Origin of the sequence: Pseudobutyrivibrio sp. AR14 (assembly GCF_900101325.1) — a bacterium.
Lineage (GTDB): Bacteria > Bacillota > Clostridia > Lachnospirales > Lachnospiraceae > Pseudobutyrivibrio.
On sequence record NZ_FMUY01000005.1, the window covers coordinates 154,012 to 170,725 of the forward strand.

Below are 16,714 nucleotides of genomic sequence, written 5' to 3' on the forward strand. Positions count from 1 at the left end.
TAATATCATTATTGTACACTGACTCTAATAATCGGACTTTAGGAGACAAAACATGTTAGCAAATTATCACACACATACCCCTCGCTGCATGCATGCAGTAGGTGACGAACGCAGCTACATTGAAAACGCCATTAATAATGGATTTAAGGTTCTTGGTTTTTCAGACCATACACCACAGCCCTATCCTAGCGACTATACTTCCAATATACGAATGGGCATGGAGGAGCTTGAAAACTACGTAACCACTCTTCTTTCTTTACGAGAAGAATACAAAGACGATATTCAAATTCTCATCGGATTTGAGGTAGAGTACACCAGAAAGTATTTTGACAAGCTAATTAATGAGCTTAGAAATTATCCTGTAGATTATATTATCCAGGGTCAACATTTTATTCCCGATGAAATAGAAGGATTCTACTCAGGTGCACTTACATACGACGAGAAGAACCTTATCGATTATGTTGATTACACAATCGAAGGCATGGAGACAGGACTTTTTTCTTACCTTGCCCACCCAGATTTAATTAACTTCTATGGTGATGACGATGTATTTAAAAAGCACATGTCACGCATTGTTGAAGCATCAATCAATTTACATATTCCACTTGAAGTTAATATGCTAGGATTTCAGGACAACAGGAATTATCCTTGTGATCCATTCTTTAGTTTGGCATCTGAAATGGGTGCAGACTTTATCCTTGGTTGTGATGCTCACTCACCAGACAAAGTAATTCAGCCTGAGAGTCTTCCTGAATTCATGGAATTCCTTGCAACACACCATATTAAAATCGGTGACAATATTTGTAAGCTAAGACTTATCAAATAGTTATCACCAAAGAAATATAGAAAGATTAGAGATTTATTTATGAGATTATTATTTATCAGACACGGTGACCCTGACTACGAAAACGACACACTTACAGAGAAGGGCCACATTGAAGCAAAGCTTCTCTCTCAGTACATTAAGAACTATCACATTGACGAGGCTTTTGTTTCTCCTCTAGGTCGCGCTAGAGACACTGCCAAGTATTCACTTGATGCCCTTGGCATGACAGCTACTACTCTTGATTGGCTTAGAGAATTTCCAGGTCAGGTTGACCCAAATGTATCTGATACTGTTAAAAAAGCTTACGAAACAGCCCTTATTTATGATGAAGAATCTGGCAAATACAAAACACGTATAATGTGGGATATCTTACCATCATTTTTCAATGATCACCCAGAGCTCTTTGATAAAGAAGCTTGGAGAACTTCTCCTCTTCTTGAGGGCAGCGATGTTTTACCACTTTACGACAATGTTATAAAAGAGTTTGACGCATTACTTGCAAGAAATGGCTACGTTAGAGATGGCATCACATATAAAGTAGAGCAGAACAATGAAAAGACTATCGCATTTTTCTGCCACTATGGACTCACATGTGTTTTACTTTCTCACCTCTGGAATGTAGCGCCATTTGTTCCAATGCAATTTACAGCCCTTGCACCTACTTCTGTAACTGAAGTAGTCACTGAGGAGAGACAAAAGGGTATTGCAGTATTTAGAACACTTAAAGCAGGCGATGTAAGCCACTTGGCAGTAGGTGGCGAGGAGCCATCATTCTCCGCTAGATTCTGCGAACGATTCGAAAATCACGACCAGCGACACTAAGCAAAACGCACCACCTAAAAGGCGGTGCGTTTTTTTATTTCCAAGGACGTACACTCCCAGTCCATCCTTTTTCATCCCAATATTGTTTATCTCTAGGGAAAAAACCTTTGCGCTGTACCAAATGCATACCCCAAAAAAGTAACCTAGTCCTAAAGTTCGGCTTAATCTTGCCATTTCTTCTCTTTATCTTTGCTGCAAGCTTAGCAATCTTTTTATCAATAATAGCTTTCTTCCTTGGCGCAATCTGATCCCAGCTAACGGCTGCCACTGCAAAACCAAGGCCATATCTTCTTGCAACTCCCCAGAAAAACAGACTGTGCTTCATATCCATAATTGTAGACTTTATGCCTGCTCCTGCTGCAGTTGCAACACACACACCCTGCTTTTTAAACATAGCCTCATGTGGTCGATGAATCATCCACCTATATGCATAATGATCTAGAAAGGCCTTCATTGCTCCTGTTGCATGATATACATAAACAGGACTTTCTAGCACTATTAAGTCAGCCTCATCTATAGCCCTTGTAATGGGCTCCAATTTCTCATAATGAGGACACTTATCCTCTCCCTCCATAAAACACTTTGTACAACCAATACAAAATTCGCCAAAATCCCTTGGTAGGAAAAACTCCTTAGTTTCCCCTCCAACTTCATCTGCAAGCTGCCTTGCAATGTGGTAAGTAGACCCTTTATGGGACTGCCCGTGAATAATAACTGTTTTCATTTTCCATCTCCTTTTACTATCTCATCATAGCATATACCCTTTCTTTATTTCTATTATTCACTTGATTATTTTATGCTTATCTCATTCTTCATTAGTCCTATCCGATTGCCGTTCCTATCTGCCCCCCTCAGCTTGGCCAAACAATAATGGGTAGGGCTGTGCCTGGTGGGATTAGTATGATAGAATTATTTCTATGAAAAAACTATATCCAGATTATTATGAAAAGTTCAAATGTATTGCAGACAAGTGTCCTAAGACTTGCTGCGGAGGTTGGCAGATAGAGATTGATGAGGAATCTCTGGCAGCCTATAAATCCATGGGTATTGATAATGTGGATTATGAAAACGAAATCTTCAATTATGATGAGGATAAAATGTGCCGCAACTTAAGGGAGGATGGCCTTTGCAAGCTTATTCTCAAACATGGCGAGGGGATTTTGTGCCGCACATGCGCCACTTTCCCTAGGCATATAGAAGAGTTTCAAAATGTCAGAGAGTATTCCATGAGCATATCCTGTCCAGAAGTAGCAAGACTTATACTTAATAGGCAAGATTCCATATCCTTTTATGAAGAAGATGATGAAGAAAAAGATTTAGAGGACTATGATGCAGGGGAGCAGGAGGTCTACAAATACTTACAGGTTTTGAGAAAAAAGTTTGTGGATGTTATTCAGAATAGAAACTTGAGCCTGAAGGATAGAGGTGGCCTTATCCTCTGTATTGCCGATGCCTTCCAAAATGCCTACGATAATATCATCTTTGAGGATGGTGATTTAGACCAGCTTGATATAGATAGCATTTTAAATACAGATTATGCTTCTCTCAATCTCACATTCAAAAATAGAAAGGCTATGTTTGATGTGATGAAAGGCTGGGAGTTTACTACTTCTGAGTTTAGTGACCTCCTATCAGTTACAGAGGAGACTATTTACACAAAAGATACTGTCTCCAAAGAAAAGGCTGCCATGTGCAAATGTCTTGTAGGTCACGGTGTTGAATTATCTGTAGTTTTAGAGCAGATTCTTTTGTATTTTATCTACGCATACTTCTGTGGTTCTGCTTATGACGAGTTTTATTTTGGGCAGGCCCAGCTGGCTGTTTGCACATGCCTTCATATACAGGATTTGGCGCTAGCCCATTATATGAGAACTGGTGACATTACACTTGATGATTTAATTAGACTGACATATCTATATGCCAGAGAGCTAGAACACTCTATTCCTAATATCTTATACACTGAAGAATATATGGATGAGAATCCACTTGTTTAAATAAAAATCCGCGATGCCAATATAAGGCTATCGCGGATTCTTTTTATCTTTCTATTAACACTGCAAGGGCATCAAATGATTCCTTAAAGGAAACAACCATATTATTTCCTTCTATTGATACTCCATGATTGCTGGCTTCATAAATATCGCATATACGATATTTGCCATCTAGAGGAATCTGTATCTGTTGCACACCCTCATGCTCAAATGAATGAACTAAAACTAATGCTTTATTCTCGAAATATCTAACAGATGCCTGGTAATCTTTTAGGGCCCTGTTGGAATTTTGGAATGGACCAAATCTTTTTGTGATGCCACTTACGATTATAGGTGATACCTTTTTATAAAAGCTAACTCCATCAATTGCAAGCTTCCACTTCTCCTTTGATAAGCCCTCAACATCGCCTGAGATACAAAGCACTCCATACATTCCTGCACATACAGAATAAGCTATACGTTTTGGCTCATCATCCTTGCGAAGCACTGCCCAGATTTGGCTTTTTTGAGCAAGTATCAGATTCTGTAAATCAGCTGCTATAACAGGTATTTCCCTCTCCTCATGGGCATCTGAGAATGATAGAAAATCTCCTAGTTCCATAAAGCTAGGCTCCAGTCTGTGTCCACCTGAAGAGCATACTTCTATAGCGATATCCGGTACGCATTTACGTATTTTTCTAAAGAATGATTTGGTAGCCTCCACACATTGGCGCAGGCCTTCTCCGTAGCTTTCTGCTCCATCACAGCCCATTCCAATGGTGTCGTTGTAATCAATCTTGATATATTTAAAGCCATTGTCATTTAAAAAGTCGATGACCTTTTCAGTAAGGTAGTCTTCTACCCAAGTCTGTCTCATATCCCAGAAACGTCTAGTTCCAGAAATAACCACCTTGCCATCACGGGTTAAAAGATGAGGAGTGTCATCCACCATGTTAGAATCCTTACCAACAGTCTCCAGCTCAAACCAGATTCCTGCCTCCATGCCAGCCTGATTTATCATTTCAACAACAGGCTTCATACCATTTGGAAACAAATCCTTGGCAACATTCCAGTCACCCATATTGTCCTGCCAGCCCGTTATCTCATCAGCATACCATCCGGCATCTATGACAAAATACTTAAAGTCCGAACCCTTTATAACAGATAAAAGTTCCTTGATTCGCTGCTCACTAGGCTCGCCCCAAGTGGTGCAGTACTCGTTGAAAATAGCTGGAAGTTCACTTACCCTCTGATGAGAAAGAAGCTTGCTTCTTTGCACATCAAGAAGCCTATCACACGCCTTATCAATGAGCTTTGTTTCTACACTTTCAACATCTGCAAGACTCCCAGCAACAGCAGTTATATAGGCCTCTGGAGATGTAAATACCTCTCCAGGTCTTAGTTCCTTTCTCCAATGGCCAAACTCAAAATCAGCAAGGCCACAGGTGAGATTAAGGTTACTATCTGAGCGAGTTATCTCAAACTGCCATGAAGATGAGCAAGCTAGAGAAATGGCCCACATCACATTAGCTCCTACATCTTCTATTGCTGCAAATGGGAAAAATCCTCTTATTGGCATAGAGCCAAGGCAGCCAAACTTCTCGCATCTAAATCCAAAATTAGCCCAAGATGGCTCCAGTAAAAGTTCCTCTATAGTACGTGTCTCATGACGGCCCTCTGCGCTCCATCTGCTTCTGTATCTGTGAAGAACAAGCCTATCCCTTGCCACATCATCGGTGTATGGAGTGATGCCTGTAATATTTACTGATGAAAGGGCCTCTATCATTACAGACTCATTGCCTTCATTGAACACCTCTGTGTGGACTCTAACTCCGCGACTACCCTGGGTAAATTTAACCACATGCCTTGCAACCAAACCATTATCAGATTTTGTCGCAGTGGTAACTGTTTTTTCATCACCATCTTCCTTAACATCCATGGATTCATATTTCATATCCATAGTCAGTCCACTGTTGTGTCTAGTTTCTCCTGCGCTGAATCCCAAACCAGAAGAATCCCCTGTGCATGAAATCTGCACTAGGGGATCCTCATTAATTTTATCTAGGGACAGCGCATCTTCATTGTTAGGAAGGATGGAGAATGAAACCCTTCCCTCTTCTGAAATTATGTAAATTCCATTCATGTCACCTAATGGAATTATCTGCTGTCTTTTATCCACTTGGGTCCTCCTTTAAAGCTTTCCGCCTGATGTAGCAATACCCTCGATAAACTGCTTCTGGAAGATAATATAAAGAATTATCATTGGCACACATGAAATAAGTGCCGCCATCATAAGCTCAGGATATTTCTGCTGATACTGACCATTCATTTTTGCAAGAGCACTTGCAAGTGTTGTAGCTCTGTTATCAGGCGCTACAATCATTGGCCACATCAAATCCTTGTAAGCAAATACAGCTGTGAAAATACCAAGGGCTACCATTGCTGACCTGGTAAGAGGTGCCATGATATACATAAATGTCTGTGGAATATTGCATCCATCAAGTCGAGCTGCCTCTTCCAAATCTCTAGGAAGCTGTAAAAATGCCTGTCTAAGCAAGAATGTTCCAAAAGCTGAAACGATACCAGGGAAAACAAGTCCCATAATTGAGTTTGTAAGGTGAAGGTTACTTACCATTACATACTGTGGGATGATAAAAAGCTGAACCGGTATCATCATCTGGAAAAGTACAAGGGCAAACATTACATTCTTACCCTTGAAATTAAGGCGGGCAAATGCATATCCACTAAGGGAAGCTGTAACCACTGCAAATAAGATTCTAAGACCTACCATACCAAGTGTATTGGCATAAAGTCTCACAAAATCCATTGCCTTGATTACATTCTCAAAATTCTGAACCTGCCACACCTTTGGAATAATTACAAATGGGTCAATCTGCATTGTTTCTGAAACTGTTTTAAATGCTGTCAAAAACATCCAAACAAAAGGAACAAGCATTGTGATAGACACCAGTATTAAAATTATATACATAATAAAATTGCTAATTGTCTTTTTCATATACATGCTCCTATTCGTAGTGAACCCATTTCTTCTGTCCAATGAGCTGAATTACTGTGAGTATCATAATTACAACGAGTAAAACTACAACAACAGTAGCTCCATATCCCTTTTTATTCTGCTCAAATGAGTACTTATAGAAAAGGAATACAAGTGACTCTGTCTTTTTCCATGCTGGGTTATTTAAATCAATCATCATATAGATAAGATCGAATACCTGCATAGCACCAATAATTCTTGTAACAAGTACAAAGAAAATTGTTGGCGAAATAAGAGGAACTGTAATATGAATAAGCTGGTTAAATCCATTTGCTCCATCAAGGGCTGCTGCCTCATAGTAATCCTTTGGCACCTCTTGAAGACCAGCTAAAAACAATACCATGTTGTATCCAAGCACTGACCAAATACCAATTATTGCCAGTGAGTAAATAGCAAGATTTGGATTAGAAAGCCAATTTACCTTTATATGGAATATATTATTGATAAGTCCGAAGTTGGAGTTGTAGAGCCATTTCCAAACCATGGCAATTGCAGCTGGCGCCACAACCATTGGAAGGAAAAATATTGTTCTAAACATACTTCGTCCTTTAATTTTCTTATTTAGTAATACTGCTAAAAGCAAGGCTATTACAACTGAAAATGGAACTTCTATAATTGCATACTTAATTGTGTTCCAAAGAGCCTGCCATACTTCCGAATCACCTAAAACCTTTTTGTAATTATCTAAACCTACGAATTGACTACCTCTACCGAAATCACCCATCTTGCAGAAGCTTTGCTTGATGGTGTCAATCATAGGATAAATATTTAATACTATAAGTCCAAGCATTGTAGGAAGAATGAATATCCATCCCCAGAAGAATTCGCTTTTTTCTCTAGCTGTTATTTTCTTCTTCACGTGAGTCTCCTTTTAAAACAAATCTTTTTAAATATGAGGGTGCCAAAACGCACCCTCATATTCACATAACTCTAATATTATTCTTCTGCTAAAGCTGCATTCATCTCTTCTGCAATTTCCTTGCAAACATCCTCTACAGGAGTTGCGCCAGTCCATGCATCCTGGAGCTTTTCAATCATCATGTCTTCCCATACTGTTGTATCTCTAGAGTATGGTCTAAATACAAGCTTTGCATCAAGCATATCCATGTATGCCTGAAGATTGAAGCAATCAACACTATTTACCCAAGCATCAGATGTGCCAATGTATGCTGACATTGTAACACCGTTCTCAGCCTGCTTTGTCTGACCTTCTTTTGAACCAAGGTACTCAATAAGTGACCATGCTGCATCTGTGTTTTTGCCGTTTGCTGAAGCTGCCCATCCAAGACCGTTATAGATAGATACGCGGTCATCTGGAGTGTTTGTGTATGGAAGAACTGCGATGTCGCAGTTAGCTGCTGCATACTCATTGTCTCTGTAACCTGCAAGCATCCATGAACCATTGATAGCCATAGCTGTCTTTCCAGCGCAAAGAAGCTCGTTAGGGTCTGTCTCAGAAACTGTTGCAAGATCTGGGCAAGAACCTGCTGCAATCATGTCTGTAAAGAGCTTTACGCCCTTGATTGAATTAGGGTCATCCATACCAGATGTCTTCTTGTCATCACTGATTACATATCCACCCATTGAGTAGATTGTGTTGTAGTAACCTTCCTGGTTGTTACCTGGAGCTAATGCAAATCCCCAGTGCTCATCATTTGTAAGCTTAGCTGCTGCATCTGCAAAGTCATCCCATGTCCATGTGTCATCAGGATAAGCTACACCCATCTCATCAAAGATTGTCTTGTTGTACCAAAGAGCGATTGTATCGATATCCTTTGGAACAGCGTACTGCTTACCATTTGACTGATACAAGTTTACGATACCCTCATAATAGTTGCTCATGTCAATCTTGTCGCTCTCAGCAATCTTGTCTGTAAGATCAAGGAGAAGATCATTCTCCATGTACTTCTGAGCTACATTTGAATGCATCCAGAATACATCAGGAAGCTCACCGCCTGTTGCTCCTGCTTCGAGAAGTGTCCAGTAGTTATTCCAATCAACAACCTGAATTGTTGCCTTAACACCTGACTGCTCACTCCACTCATCAACGATTTTCTGAAGACCAGGTCTTTGACCCTCATCCCAGATTGCAATTGAAAGTTCGCCTTCAACGCTACCGCCAAGACTTTCAGCGCCGTCTCCCCCGGCTGCTGGTGCATCTGAGCCGCCGCCACATCCAATCATGGATAGGGCTGTAACTGCACTAAGTAAGATAGCAATGACTTTTTTCTTCATAAACATAACCTCCTTTAGTAAATACTACCTCTCTCTTATTCCCTCAATACTTAGTTATTACTATAGTTAAATCATAGTTTATATAGCTTTCTTTAGGCATGGTATTTCGTGTTCTTTTGATGTCATTTTGTGATATTACTTTTTAGCTTCCAAAACCTCCACATAAGATATAAAGTCTTGCCCTGTACTTAAACCATTATTACTGAGTTTCGTTAGGGTGACTCCAAGATTCATCAACTCATCTCCAAAATATTCCTCATCATTAAGAACGTATACCTTGTCTGCCGAAAGACCATCTAACTTTAAGAATCCTGGAAGCATGGTCACATTGGATCTCATGCAATAGAATCCAAAAATAGCTTTTTCTTTATCTTCTGAAACCACAATCCATGCTGCCTGATCAGCTTCAAAAGGAGATCTCAATCTGTAGAAAGTACCAAACTGAAATAGCTGTCTGTATTCTTTCATAAATTGAACCTGACTCTTTACCAGTTCAAACTCCTCATGGCTTACGTGGTTCAAATCCAATTCATAGCCAAATGTTCCAAAGTAGGCCACATTGGCACGAGTCTCAATTGATGTAGTTCTGCCTGTCTGTTGATTTGGCACAGCTGACACATGAGCACCTATTGATGAAACTGGATATCCATAAGAGGTTCCATACTGAATTCTGATTCTATCAATGGCGTCTGTGTTGTCTGAACACCACGCTTGTGGTGCATAGTACAGCATACCTGCATCAAATCTATTTCCACCTGATGAACATGACTCAAATAAAATATCTGGGAAGTCATTTCTCAATCTCTCGTACAAGCTGTAAACGCCCATAACATAGCGATGATAAACCATTCCCTGCTGCTCAGCAGGAATGTCTGCACTGTAAACTTCTGTAAGTGATCTATTCATATCCCACTTAATATAGCTAATTGGGGCATTTGAAATAATCTTGTGAAGCATTCCATAAATGTAATCCACAACCTCTGGTCGAGAATAATCAAGTACCATCTGATGTCTTCCAAGAGATGCTTTTCTTCCCGGTGTAGAAAGTGCCCACTCAGGATGCTTTCTATATAGATTACTGTCTGGGTTCACCATCTCAGGCTCAATCCAGAAACCAAATTTCATTCCCAAAGATTCTATTTTACGTGCAAGTCCAGGAATTCCCTGTGGCAACTTCTTTGGATTTTCAACCCAATCTCCTAAGCCTGCAAAATCATCATCTCTTTCACCGAACCAACCATCATCTAGGACAAATAGCTCAATCCCTGCTTCCTTTGCCTTGCTGGCAATCTTAAGGATTTTTTCTTCATCAAAATCCATGAATGTTGCTTCCCAATTGTTAATGAGAATAGGTCTCGGAGTGTTCTTCCATTTTCCCCTTACCAGATTGTTATTATATAGGCTGTGATAGGTCTGGCTAAGGTAGTTGAGTCCTGAATCACTATAGGCGATTACCACCTCAGGAGTCTCAAATGACTGCCCTTTTTCAAGGATCCATGTAAATCTATCAGGGTTGATTCCCATCAGTACTCTCATGCGGCCAAATGTATCCCCTTCGGCCTGTGCCAAGAAATTACCGCTGTACACAAATGAAAATCCTATTGCCTCACCTATAAAATCATCTGTGTTAGGTCTTTTTACTATTACAAATGGATTCTGGTTGGCACTTGAAATACCTCTCTTACTTTCTATTGAAACAGAACCAGGTCCAAGATTTTTTACTATTGGTGTTCGCTCTCTAGCCCAAGCTCCAGAAAACTGCATCCACTGATAGTTTTGATCCGGTAAGTCAAGACATGCACTTAGCGCTTTTGTTAACTTTACTTTGGAGGGACCAATATTAGTAAACTTTGCATGCCTTGTTACTACCGGATATCTATTGAATAGAGTGTAGGAAAGAGCAAGTGTTGTTTTGGCAACCACATCTTCCAAATAAATCTCAAGAGTCATGGCCTCACTATCATCAGCATAAGTAGCTGGAAGGCCCTCTAGTGGCTGCTTTCCCTTATAAATCTTGTGGTCTTTGTACACAAAAGAACTGACTTTTGAGCCATTTGAAATCTCTACCTCAAATGCTGAAGTACCAAAATCAGTAGTTCCAAAGGATGGGTACTCCTGACGATTCAACTCCATTGAGTAGCTCTCTGTATCTGCATCAACCGGTACATTAGGTAGAGAAAATCTATTGACCACATAGGACATATCTTCCTTGTCGTGAATAGCTTTTCCAAAATAAATATTTCCAAGCTCACCTATTGGAGAAACCCCAATAATGTAGCTTATCTCATCGTTAAACAAATGAAATTGCTTACTTTTTTCATGCCAAATAATGTTCATCTGCTAAACCTTTCCCTTTTGCTTATGTCTATACCTTTTTACTTCCTAGAAGTTATGTTTAGTGTAACTTAAAAACAAAAAGTCACTAATGGTATAATTTGATAAAACAATGTCAAAATGTGATATAATATTCCTACACATGTAAAAGGGGGAATAATTATATGGGGTTAAAGGCGAACGGATGTGACTTCCGTAAGTTTGTCAACTACGAAGATTCTGACGATTTATATCTCTACGAGGTAGGCCGCAACAAGTGCACACCTCTGTATTCTTACGAGCATCTTGTTAAAAATCGTATCATTATTCACATTATTAAAAAGGGCAAGGGAATACTTCGAATCAATAATAAGCAATATGACATCCACAAGGACCAGATTTTTCTCATTCCAGAAAACTACCGCTGCTTTTACCAGGCGGACAAGGATGACCCATGGGAGTATATATGGTTTATTATTGGAGGACCTAAGATACCGCTCATGCTCAAGGAGGCTGGACTGACTCCGGAACATCCAGTATACACTCCTATATCAGATTCTCGAGTTATTACAGAGCTGGCACTTGATACTCTGAAAAATTACAAAAGACAATACTACTGTATAGGAAACCTATATCGTATATGCGATTATATGATTGAGAATTCTTCTAGAAAAGAAGAAATAACAGTAAGTAATTCTCTACGATATGTTAAAAATGCCATTTCCTACATACAGCTAAAATATTCTGAGCCGGTTAAAATCGAACAGGTGGCATCAGCCTTAGGACTCAACAGGAGCTACCTTACCCGTCTCTTTAAAGACGCAACAGGCTATTCACTTCAGGAGTATCTCCTTACCTACCGCATGAAGATGGCTGTTAAGCTTCTTTCAGACAAGTCCTTAAGCGTGGCAGAGATTGCTAAAAATGTAGGCTACAACGACACATTTACATTCTCCAAGGCCTTCAAGCGCCACTATGGCAAGGCCCCTTCTGACTACCGCAGTGTAGAAATCAAAGTAAGCACCGGCACCATTACCAATGTCTAGACACAAAACAAAGGCTTTGCAACCAAACGCTGCAAAGCCTTTTCTTATATGACATATTCAAGTTTATCTGCAAAATGTCCTAAGAACTTGATGGTTCTCTCATCCTTTGGACTTTTTAATACTTCTTTTGCAGTACCTTTTTCAACTACTTCCCCATCAGCAATAAATACCACCTTGTCAGCCACATCAAGAGCAAACTCAAGCTCATGTGTTACGATTACAGATGTAATACGCTCCTTAGAGATTTCCTTTATTATCTCAAGGACTCCTTGAACTCGCTCCGGGTCCAGAGCACTAGTTGGCTCATCAAAGAGAATCACCTCTGGCTTTAGAGCTAGAGCTCTTGCTATACCAACTCTCTGCTGCTGTCCACCAGATAGCTGAGCTGGGTAGTGATCCTTCCAATCCTTAAGTCCAACCTTATCAAGATACTCAAGGGCTGTCTTTTCTGCCTCATGCTTCTCATACCCCTTAGCCTTGATAAGAGGCAGGGTAATATTTTGAAGAGCTGTCTTATTTTCATAAAGACTAAAGTTCTGGAAAACCATAGCTGTAGTCCTTCTTATTTCTGTTATCTGGTGCTTTGTCAGCTTGTTAAAATCATAGGTGTTTTTGCCTATAGTAAGCTCACCCTGGTCAGGTCTCTCCAAAAGATTAATGCACCTTAGTGTTGTGGACTTTCCTGAGCCAGATGGGCCAATAATAGCAACTGTCTCTCCCTCTGCCACATCTAAATCTATATTTTTTAAAATTACTTTGTCGCCAAATGACTTTTGTAGATTTCGAATCTTAATCATAATATTCTCCAGTCTATGCGGGACTTACTGAACTATTTTTACTAAGCTTCTTCTCAGTGTATTTCTGGAAATATGTAAGTCCTGTGCTAAATAACAAATAAACTGCTGCAACTTCAATATATAAAGCCAAAGGCTCATATGTCACTGCAACTATTCGCTGAGTTGCCATAAACATCTCTGTGATAGTTATGTTTGCTGCAAGTGATGTATCTTTCACAAGTGATATGAAAGAGTTAAAAAGTGCAGGGATGCAGTTCTTTATAGCCTGAGGTAAAACAATGTGAATCATTGTCTGCCATATTGTAAGACCACAAGCAACTGCCCCCTCTGTCTGGCTCTTTGGAATAGATAAGATAGAGCCTCTTATTGTTTCAGAGGCATAGGCTCCAATATTTAAGGAAAAAGCTATAATAGCTGAGGGAAATGCATCAATATTGAAACCTATATTAGGCAAGCCGTAGAAAATAATGAACAGCTGTACCAGCATTGGTGTGCCTCTAAAAACCCATACATAAAACTGAAAGAACTGTGATAATACCTTGATTTTCATTACTCGTGTCACTGCCACAAGTATGGCAATCACTATTCCTATAGTAAAAGAAATGAGAGTAAGTGGAATAGTATATGCTATGCCAGGCAATAATATTTTAGGTAATGAACCAACAAGTATTTCCAATAATCTTGAATTCATATATCTCTCCCAAACTGAAGACTAGTTAGGACTTGTAATATCCTCGCCAAAGTACTTCTCTGAAATGCTCTTTAATGTGCCGTCGTCTCTAAGCGCTTTTAAAGCGTCATTGATAGCTGCCTGTAAATCATCATCACCTTGTCTAATAAGGATTGCTGACTCTGTTGCCTCATCTGATGTGGCTACAATCTTTACATCTGCATCTGGCTGATTTGCCTTGAAGTCAAGGAATGTAACATTGTCGTTTACTGTTGCATCTGCACGGCCCTGGATTACAAGCTGAATTGACTCTGAGAATCCACTTGTTGAAACGATTGTTCCACCATAGCTTTCTGCAACCTCTGCCCAGTTACTTGTAACTGTAAGAGCTACATCCTTGCCATCTAAGTCCTCAAAGCTTGAGATGCTGTCATTGTCTCCCTTTACAACTACTGCACCATAAGCGTATGTATATGGCTCAGAGAATAAGTACTTCTGCTGTCTTTCCTCTGTGATACTTACCTGATTTGCAATGGCATCATACTTTTTAGCATCAAGACCTGCGATGATACCATCCCACTGTGTCTCTGTAAATCTAGCCTCAACACCAAGCTTTTCTGCAACTGCCTGAGCAACCTCTACGTCAAATCCAACAAGCTTGTCATCCTCATCATGGTATGAGTAAGGTGCGTATGTACCTTCTGTTGCAAATGTAATGTAGCCATTGGCCTTGATCTCATCAAATGTTGTAGCCTCTGCTGATGCACCCTCACCCTCTGTTGATGCCGTCTGGGCACCCTCTGCTGGCTTTGCAGCATCTGAGCTGCCGCATCCTACAAGTGTTCCTACTGAAAGTGCTGATATTAAAAGTAATGCTGTTAATTTTTTCATAATATTTTCTCCTTTTCTACTTTCTTGAATAATTAAATGCATCATCCAAATCCTTAATCAAATCATCTACATCTTCTATTCCAACTGAGAGTCTAATAAGATTTGGTGTAATTCCTATTTTCTCCTGAAGCTCCTTTGCGTATGACTCATGGGTCATGGTGCTTGGTCTACAGATAAGTGACTCAACGCCCCCAAGACTTACTGCAAAAGAGAATAGCTTTAACTTAGAGACAAACTTATCTAAATCGTAGCTGTTTTCATTGAACTTAAATGAGATAACTGCGCCGGCACCATTTGCCTGCTTCTTCTGTAACTCATATCCCTTGTGGCTCTTAAGACCTGGATAGTAAACTTCTTCAGTTGCATCGATGCCTTCTAAGTACTCTGCAATCTTCTGAGCATTTGAAAGATGTCTATCAAGTCTTACCCCCAGTGTCTTGATTCCTCGCTGAAGCAAGAATGAATCGATTGGTGAAAGGATTCCACCTAATGTATTGTTGATGAATTTTAATCTTGTAAATAATTCATCATCATTTAAAATCACAAGACCTGCTAATATGTCTGAATGTCCACCATAATATTTTGTAGCGGAATACTCTACGATATCTGCACCAAGGTCTAGTGGCTTCTGCAAATATGCTGTCATGAATGTGTTGTCAACTACTACAAGTATTCCCTTTTTATGAGCTGCATCTGCAACCTTTCTAATATCAGTAACTTCAAGTAGTGGATTTGATGGTGTCTCAATAAATACCATCTTTACATTCTCATCTACCTTGTCAAAATCATAATCGTTGAAGTTGTTTACTATTTCGTATTCAACACCTCTCTTTTCAAAAAGGTTTGAAACAAATCTCCATGTTCCGCCGTAGACATTGTCATTTATTAAAACTTTCTCACCTTTGTTTAAAAGTTCGAATACAAGGCTTGTAGCTGCCATACCTGAGGAAGTAGCTATGCCGTGTTTCGCTCCCTCGATATCAGCTGCAAGTTTTTCAACTGATGCTCGAGTTGGATTGTTGCCTCGGCTGTAACAATATTCTCCCTCGTGCTCAACATCCGGCTGAGCGAATGTTGATGACAAATAAATTGGATAGTTTACTGCCTTCTTTTCCTGGTCAATAAATCCGCCGTGAATTGCTGTAGTATTAAATCCCATCGCTTTTTCCCTCTGCTTTCATTTAACATGCTGTTATAATACACATACCTGCCTATCGGGTCAATAGGTTTATATATTGCAGAAATTAATAGAGGGCTATCAATAGAATTGATAGCCCTGCTCTTTACTATATATTAAATTGTCTTTCGGCCGCTTTCGATAAGCTCTTTTTCGAAGGCCTCAGGATTCTTGAGGTAGTAGTCCTGATGCTCCTCCTCTGCTGGATAGAATGACTTGAATGGCTCTAGTGCCACCTGGACCTTCTGCCCTGACTCTGCCTCGAGAGCACTGATTCTACTAGCAGCTATCTCTCGCTCTTCTTCTGTCTGATAGTAGATGGCGAGTGTGTATGAAAATCCCTTGTCGATATACTGGCCCTCTCCGTCAAATGGGTCCACGTTGGCAAAATAAATATCAAGTAACTTATCAAATGTGACATTCTCTGGCTCATAAGTGAGCTCGATAGTCTCTCTGTGGCCAGTCTTCTGTGCCTTAACATCCTCATATGTAGGAGCAACCTCGTCTCCTCCAGAGTATCCACATACAACAGAATCCACTCCATATATTTTATAAATTGGTGTGACGCACCAAAAGCATCCGCCTGCAAAATATGCCTTCATAACAATTACCTCTTATTAATATTGAGTGATGAAACCCCTCTCATCATCATCTACAGGAATCCGCTCTTTTGCAATGTCCATAATGTCTATGATTCTGTCATTTGCAAGTTCTTTTATTAGCATATAGATTTCCTGCTCCGTCCCCTGTACTTCCATGGAAACAGAACCATCATATTCGTTCTTCACGTAGCCTGTCAAGCGATACTTGTCCGCAATATAGCTCGCCTTATATCTAAATCCAACACCCTGAACTCGGCCGTTAAATATCATCTTGTAGCGCACTAATTCTCTCATCTAAATGGTACTCCTG

At 39.9% G+C, this 16,714-nt stretch carries 16 protein-coding genes; 4 read left to right on the forward strand and 12 right to left on the reverse strand.

Annotated elements, in window-relative coordinates; translation table 11 throughout:
- The first annotated feature begins 52 nt into the window (after nt 1-52).
- Both BLP50_RS06210 and BLP50_RS06215 read left to right on the forward strand, forming a co-directional pair.
- Nucleotides 53-826: a histidinol-phosphatase gene (locus BLP50_RS06210; protein WP_090152645.1), complete on the forward strand. Its 774-nt coding sequence runs from the start codon at nt 53-55 to the stop codon at nt 824-826.
- A gap of 39 nt (nt 827-865) precedes the next feature.
- Complete coding sequence (locus BLP50_RS06215; protein WP_090152648.1) at nt 866-1,648, forward strand: histidine phosphatase family protein; 783 nt, start codon at nt 866-868, stop codon at nt 1,646-1,648.
- Between the two features lie 34 nt (nt 1,649-1,682).
- Here the strand turns inward: BLP50_RS06215 and BLP50_RS06220 are convergent, their stop codons facing one another.
- A complete protein-coding gene (locus BLP50_RS06220; RefSeq protein ID WP_090152650.1) occupies nt 1,683-2,372 on the reverse strand; it encodes a flavodoxin family protein in 690 nt (229 codons plus the stop codon).
- A gap of 193 nt (nt 2,373-2,565) precedes the next feature.
- On the opposite strand from BLP50_RS06220, the gene fliB reads away from it, so the two are divergent.
- Nucleotides 2,566-3,642 carry a flagellin lysine-N-methylase gene (fliB, locus tag BLP50_RS06225; protein ID WP_090152653.1) on the forward strand — a complete coding sequence of 359 codons (1,077 nt, stop codon included), beginning with the start codon at nt 2,566-2,568 and terminating at the stop codon, nt 3,640-3,642.
- Between the two features lie 43 nt (nt 3,643-3,685).
- Here fliB and BLP50_RS06230 read toward each other — a convergent pair whose 3' ends face one another.
- From BLP50_RS06230 to BLP50_RS06250, 5 genes are all read right to left on the reverse strand, one after another.
- A complete protein-coding gene (locus BLP50_RS06230; protein WP_090152656.1) occupies nt 3,686-5,797 on the reverse strand; it encodes a glycoside hydrolase family 36 protein in 2,112 nt (703 codons plus the stop codon).
- 12 nt (nt 5,798-5,809) lie between these two features.
- Nucleotides 5,810-6,640, reverse strand: a complete 831-nt coding sequence (locus tag BLP50_RS06235) for a carbohydrate ABC transporter permease (protein WP_090152659.1) — start codon at nt 6,638-6,640, stop codon at nt 5,810-5,812.
- Between the two features lie 4 nt (nt 6,641-6,644).
- Nucleotides 6,645-7,532 carry a carbohydrate ABC transporter permease gene (locus BLP50_RS06240; RefSeq protein ID WP_242869226.1) on the reverse strand — a complete coding sequence of 296 codons (888 nt, stop codon included), beginning with the start codon at nt 7,530-7,532 and terminating at the stop codon, nt 6,645-6,647.
- 77 nt (nt 7,533-7,609) lie between these two features.
- Nucleotides 7,610-8,908 (reverse strand): ABC transporter substrate-binding protein, encoded by a 1,299-nt coding sequence (locus tag BLP50_RS06245; protein WP_090152661.1) that lies wholly within the window; start codon nt 8,906-8,908, stop codon nt 7,610-7,612.
- A 135-nt stretch (nt 8,909-9,043) separates the two neighbouring features.
- Complete coding sequence (locus tag BLP50_RS06250) at nt 9,044-11,245, reverse strand: alpha-galactosidase (RefSeq protein WP_090152665.1); 2,202 nt, start codon at nt 11,243-11,245, stop codon at nt 9,044-9,046.
- Nucleotides 11,246-11,406: 161 nt separating this feature from the next.
- Here BLP50_RS06250 and BLP50_RS06255 point away from each other — a divergent pair, with 161 nt between their 5' ends.
- On the forward strand, nt 11,407-12,267 hold the full coding sequence (locus BLP50_RS06255) for an AraC family transcriptional regulator (protein ID WP_090152668.1): 861 nt from the start codon (nt 11,407-11,409) through the stop codon (nt 12,265-12,267).
- 44 nt (nt 12,268-12,311) lie between these two features.
- Here BLP50_RS06255 and BLP50_RS06260 read toward each other — a convergent pair whose 3' ends face one another.
- The 6 genes from BLP50_RS06260 to BLP50_RS06285 all read right to left on the reverse strand — a co-directional run bounded on the left by BLP50_RS06260 (nt 12,312) and on the right by BLP50_RS06285 (nt 16,698).
- Nucleotides 12,312-13,064, reverse strand: coding sequence for an amino acid ABC transporter ATP-binding protein (locus BLP50_RS06260; protein WP_090152671.1), 753 nt, complete (start codon nt 13,062-13,064; stop codon nt 12,312-12,314).
- A 13-nt stretch (nt 13,065-13,077) separates the two neighbouring features.
- Nucleotides 13,078-13,755, reverse strand: a complete 678-nt coding sequence (locus BLP50_RS06265) for an amino acid ABC transporter permease (protein ID WP_090152674.1) — start codon at nt 13,753-13,755, stop codon at nt 13,078-13,080.
- Nucleotides 13,756-13,776: 21 nt separating this feature from the next.
- Entirely contained in the window at nt 13,777-14,625 is an 849-nt protein-coding gene (locus BLP50_RS06270) for an amino acid ABC transporter substrate-binding protein (RefSeq protein ID WP_090152676.1), read from the reverse strand.
- Between the two features lie 16 nt (nt 14,626-14,641).
- The gene (locus tag BLP50_RS06275) at nt 14,642-15,784 is read right to left on the reverse strand and encodes a trans-sulfuration enzyme family protein (RefSeq protein WP_090152679.1); all 1,143 of its coding nucleotides are present in this window, start codon (nt 15,782-15,784) and stop codon (nt 14,642-14,644) included.
- Nucleotides 15,785-15,918: 134 nt separating this feature from the next.
- The gene (gene msrA / locus BLP50_RS06280; RefSeq protein WP_090152681.1) at nt 15,919-16,404 is read right to left on the reverse strand and encodes a peptide-methionine (S)-S-oxide reductase MsrA; all 486 of its coding nucleotides are present in this window, start codon (nt 16,402-16,404) and stop codon (nt 15,919-15,921) included.
- Between the two features lie 15 nt (nt 16,405-16,419).
- Nucleotides 16,420-16,698, reverse strand: coding sequence for an acylphosphatase (locus tag BLP50_RS06285; protein WP_090152684.1), 279 nt, complete (start codon nt 16,696-16,698; stop codon nt 16,420-16,422).
- Nucleotides 16,699-16,714: the final 16 nt, after the last annotated feature.

Excerpts from the sequence above, each read along its gene's own strand:
- BLP50_RS06210 (WP_090152645.1), top strand. The coding sequence starts at position 53 with ATGTTAGCAAATTATCACACACATACCCCTCGCTGCATGCATGCAGTA.
- BLP50_RS06215 (WP_090152648.1), top strand. The coding sequence starts at position 866 with ATGAGATTATTATTTATCAGACACGGTGACCCTGACTACGAAAACGAC.
- BLP50_RS06220 (WP_090152650.1), bottom strand. The coding sequence starts at position 2,372 with ATGAAAACAGTTATTATTCACGGGCAGTCCCATAAAGGGTCTACTTAC.
- fliB (WP_090152653.1), top strand. The coding sequence starts at position 2,566 with ATGAAAAAACTATATCCAGATTATTATGAAAAGTTCAAATGTATTGCA.
- BLP50_RS06235 (WP_090152659.1), bottom strand. The coding sequence starts at position 6,640 with ATGTATATGAAAAAGACAATTAGCAATTTTATTATGTATATAATTTTA.
- BLP50_RS06245 (WP_090152661.1), bottom strand. The coding sequence starts at position 8,908 with ATGAAGAAAAAAGTCATTGCTATCTTACTTAGTGCAGTTACAGCCCTA.
- BLP50_RS06250 (WP_090152665.1), bottom strand. The coding sequence starts at position 11,245 with ATGAACATTATTTGGCATGAAAAAAGTAAGCAATTTCATTTGTTTAAC.
- BLP50_RS06255 (WP_090152668.1), top strand. The coding sequence starts at position 11,407 with ATGGGGTTAAAGGCGAACGGATGTGACTTCCGTAAGTTTGTCAACTAC.
- BLP50_RS06260 (WP_090152671.1), bottom strand. The coding sequence starts at position 13,064 with ATGATTAAGATTCGAAATCTACAAAAGTCATTTGGCGACAAAGTAATT.
- BLP50_RS06265 (WP_090152674.1), bottom strand. The coding sequence starts at position 13,755 with ATGAATTCAAGATTATTGGAAATACTTGTTGGTTCATTACCTAAAATA.
- BLP50_RS06270 (WP_090152676.1), bottom strand. The coding sequence starts at position 14,625 with ATGAAAAAATTAACAGCATTACTTTTAATATCAGCACTTTCAGTAGGA.
- BLP50_RS06275 (WP_090152679.1), bottom strand. The coding sequence starts at position 15,784 with ATGGGATTTAATACTACAGCAATTCACGGCGGATTTATTGACCAGGAA.
- msrA (WP_090152681.1), bottom strand. The coding sequence starts at position 16,404 with ATGAAGGCATATTTTGCAGGCGGATGCTTTTGGTGCGTCACACCAATT.
- BLP50_RS06285 (WP_090152684.1), bottom strand. The coding sequence starts at position 16,698 with ATGAGAGAATTAGTGCGCTACAAGATGATATTTAACGGCCGAGTTCAG.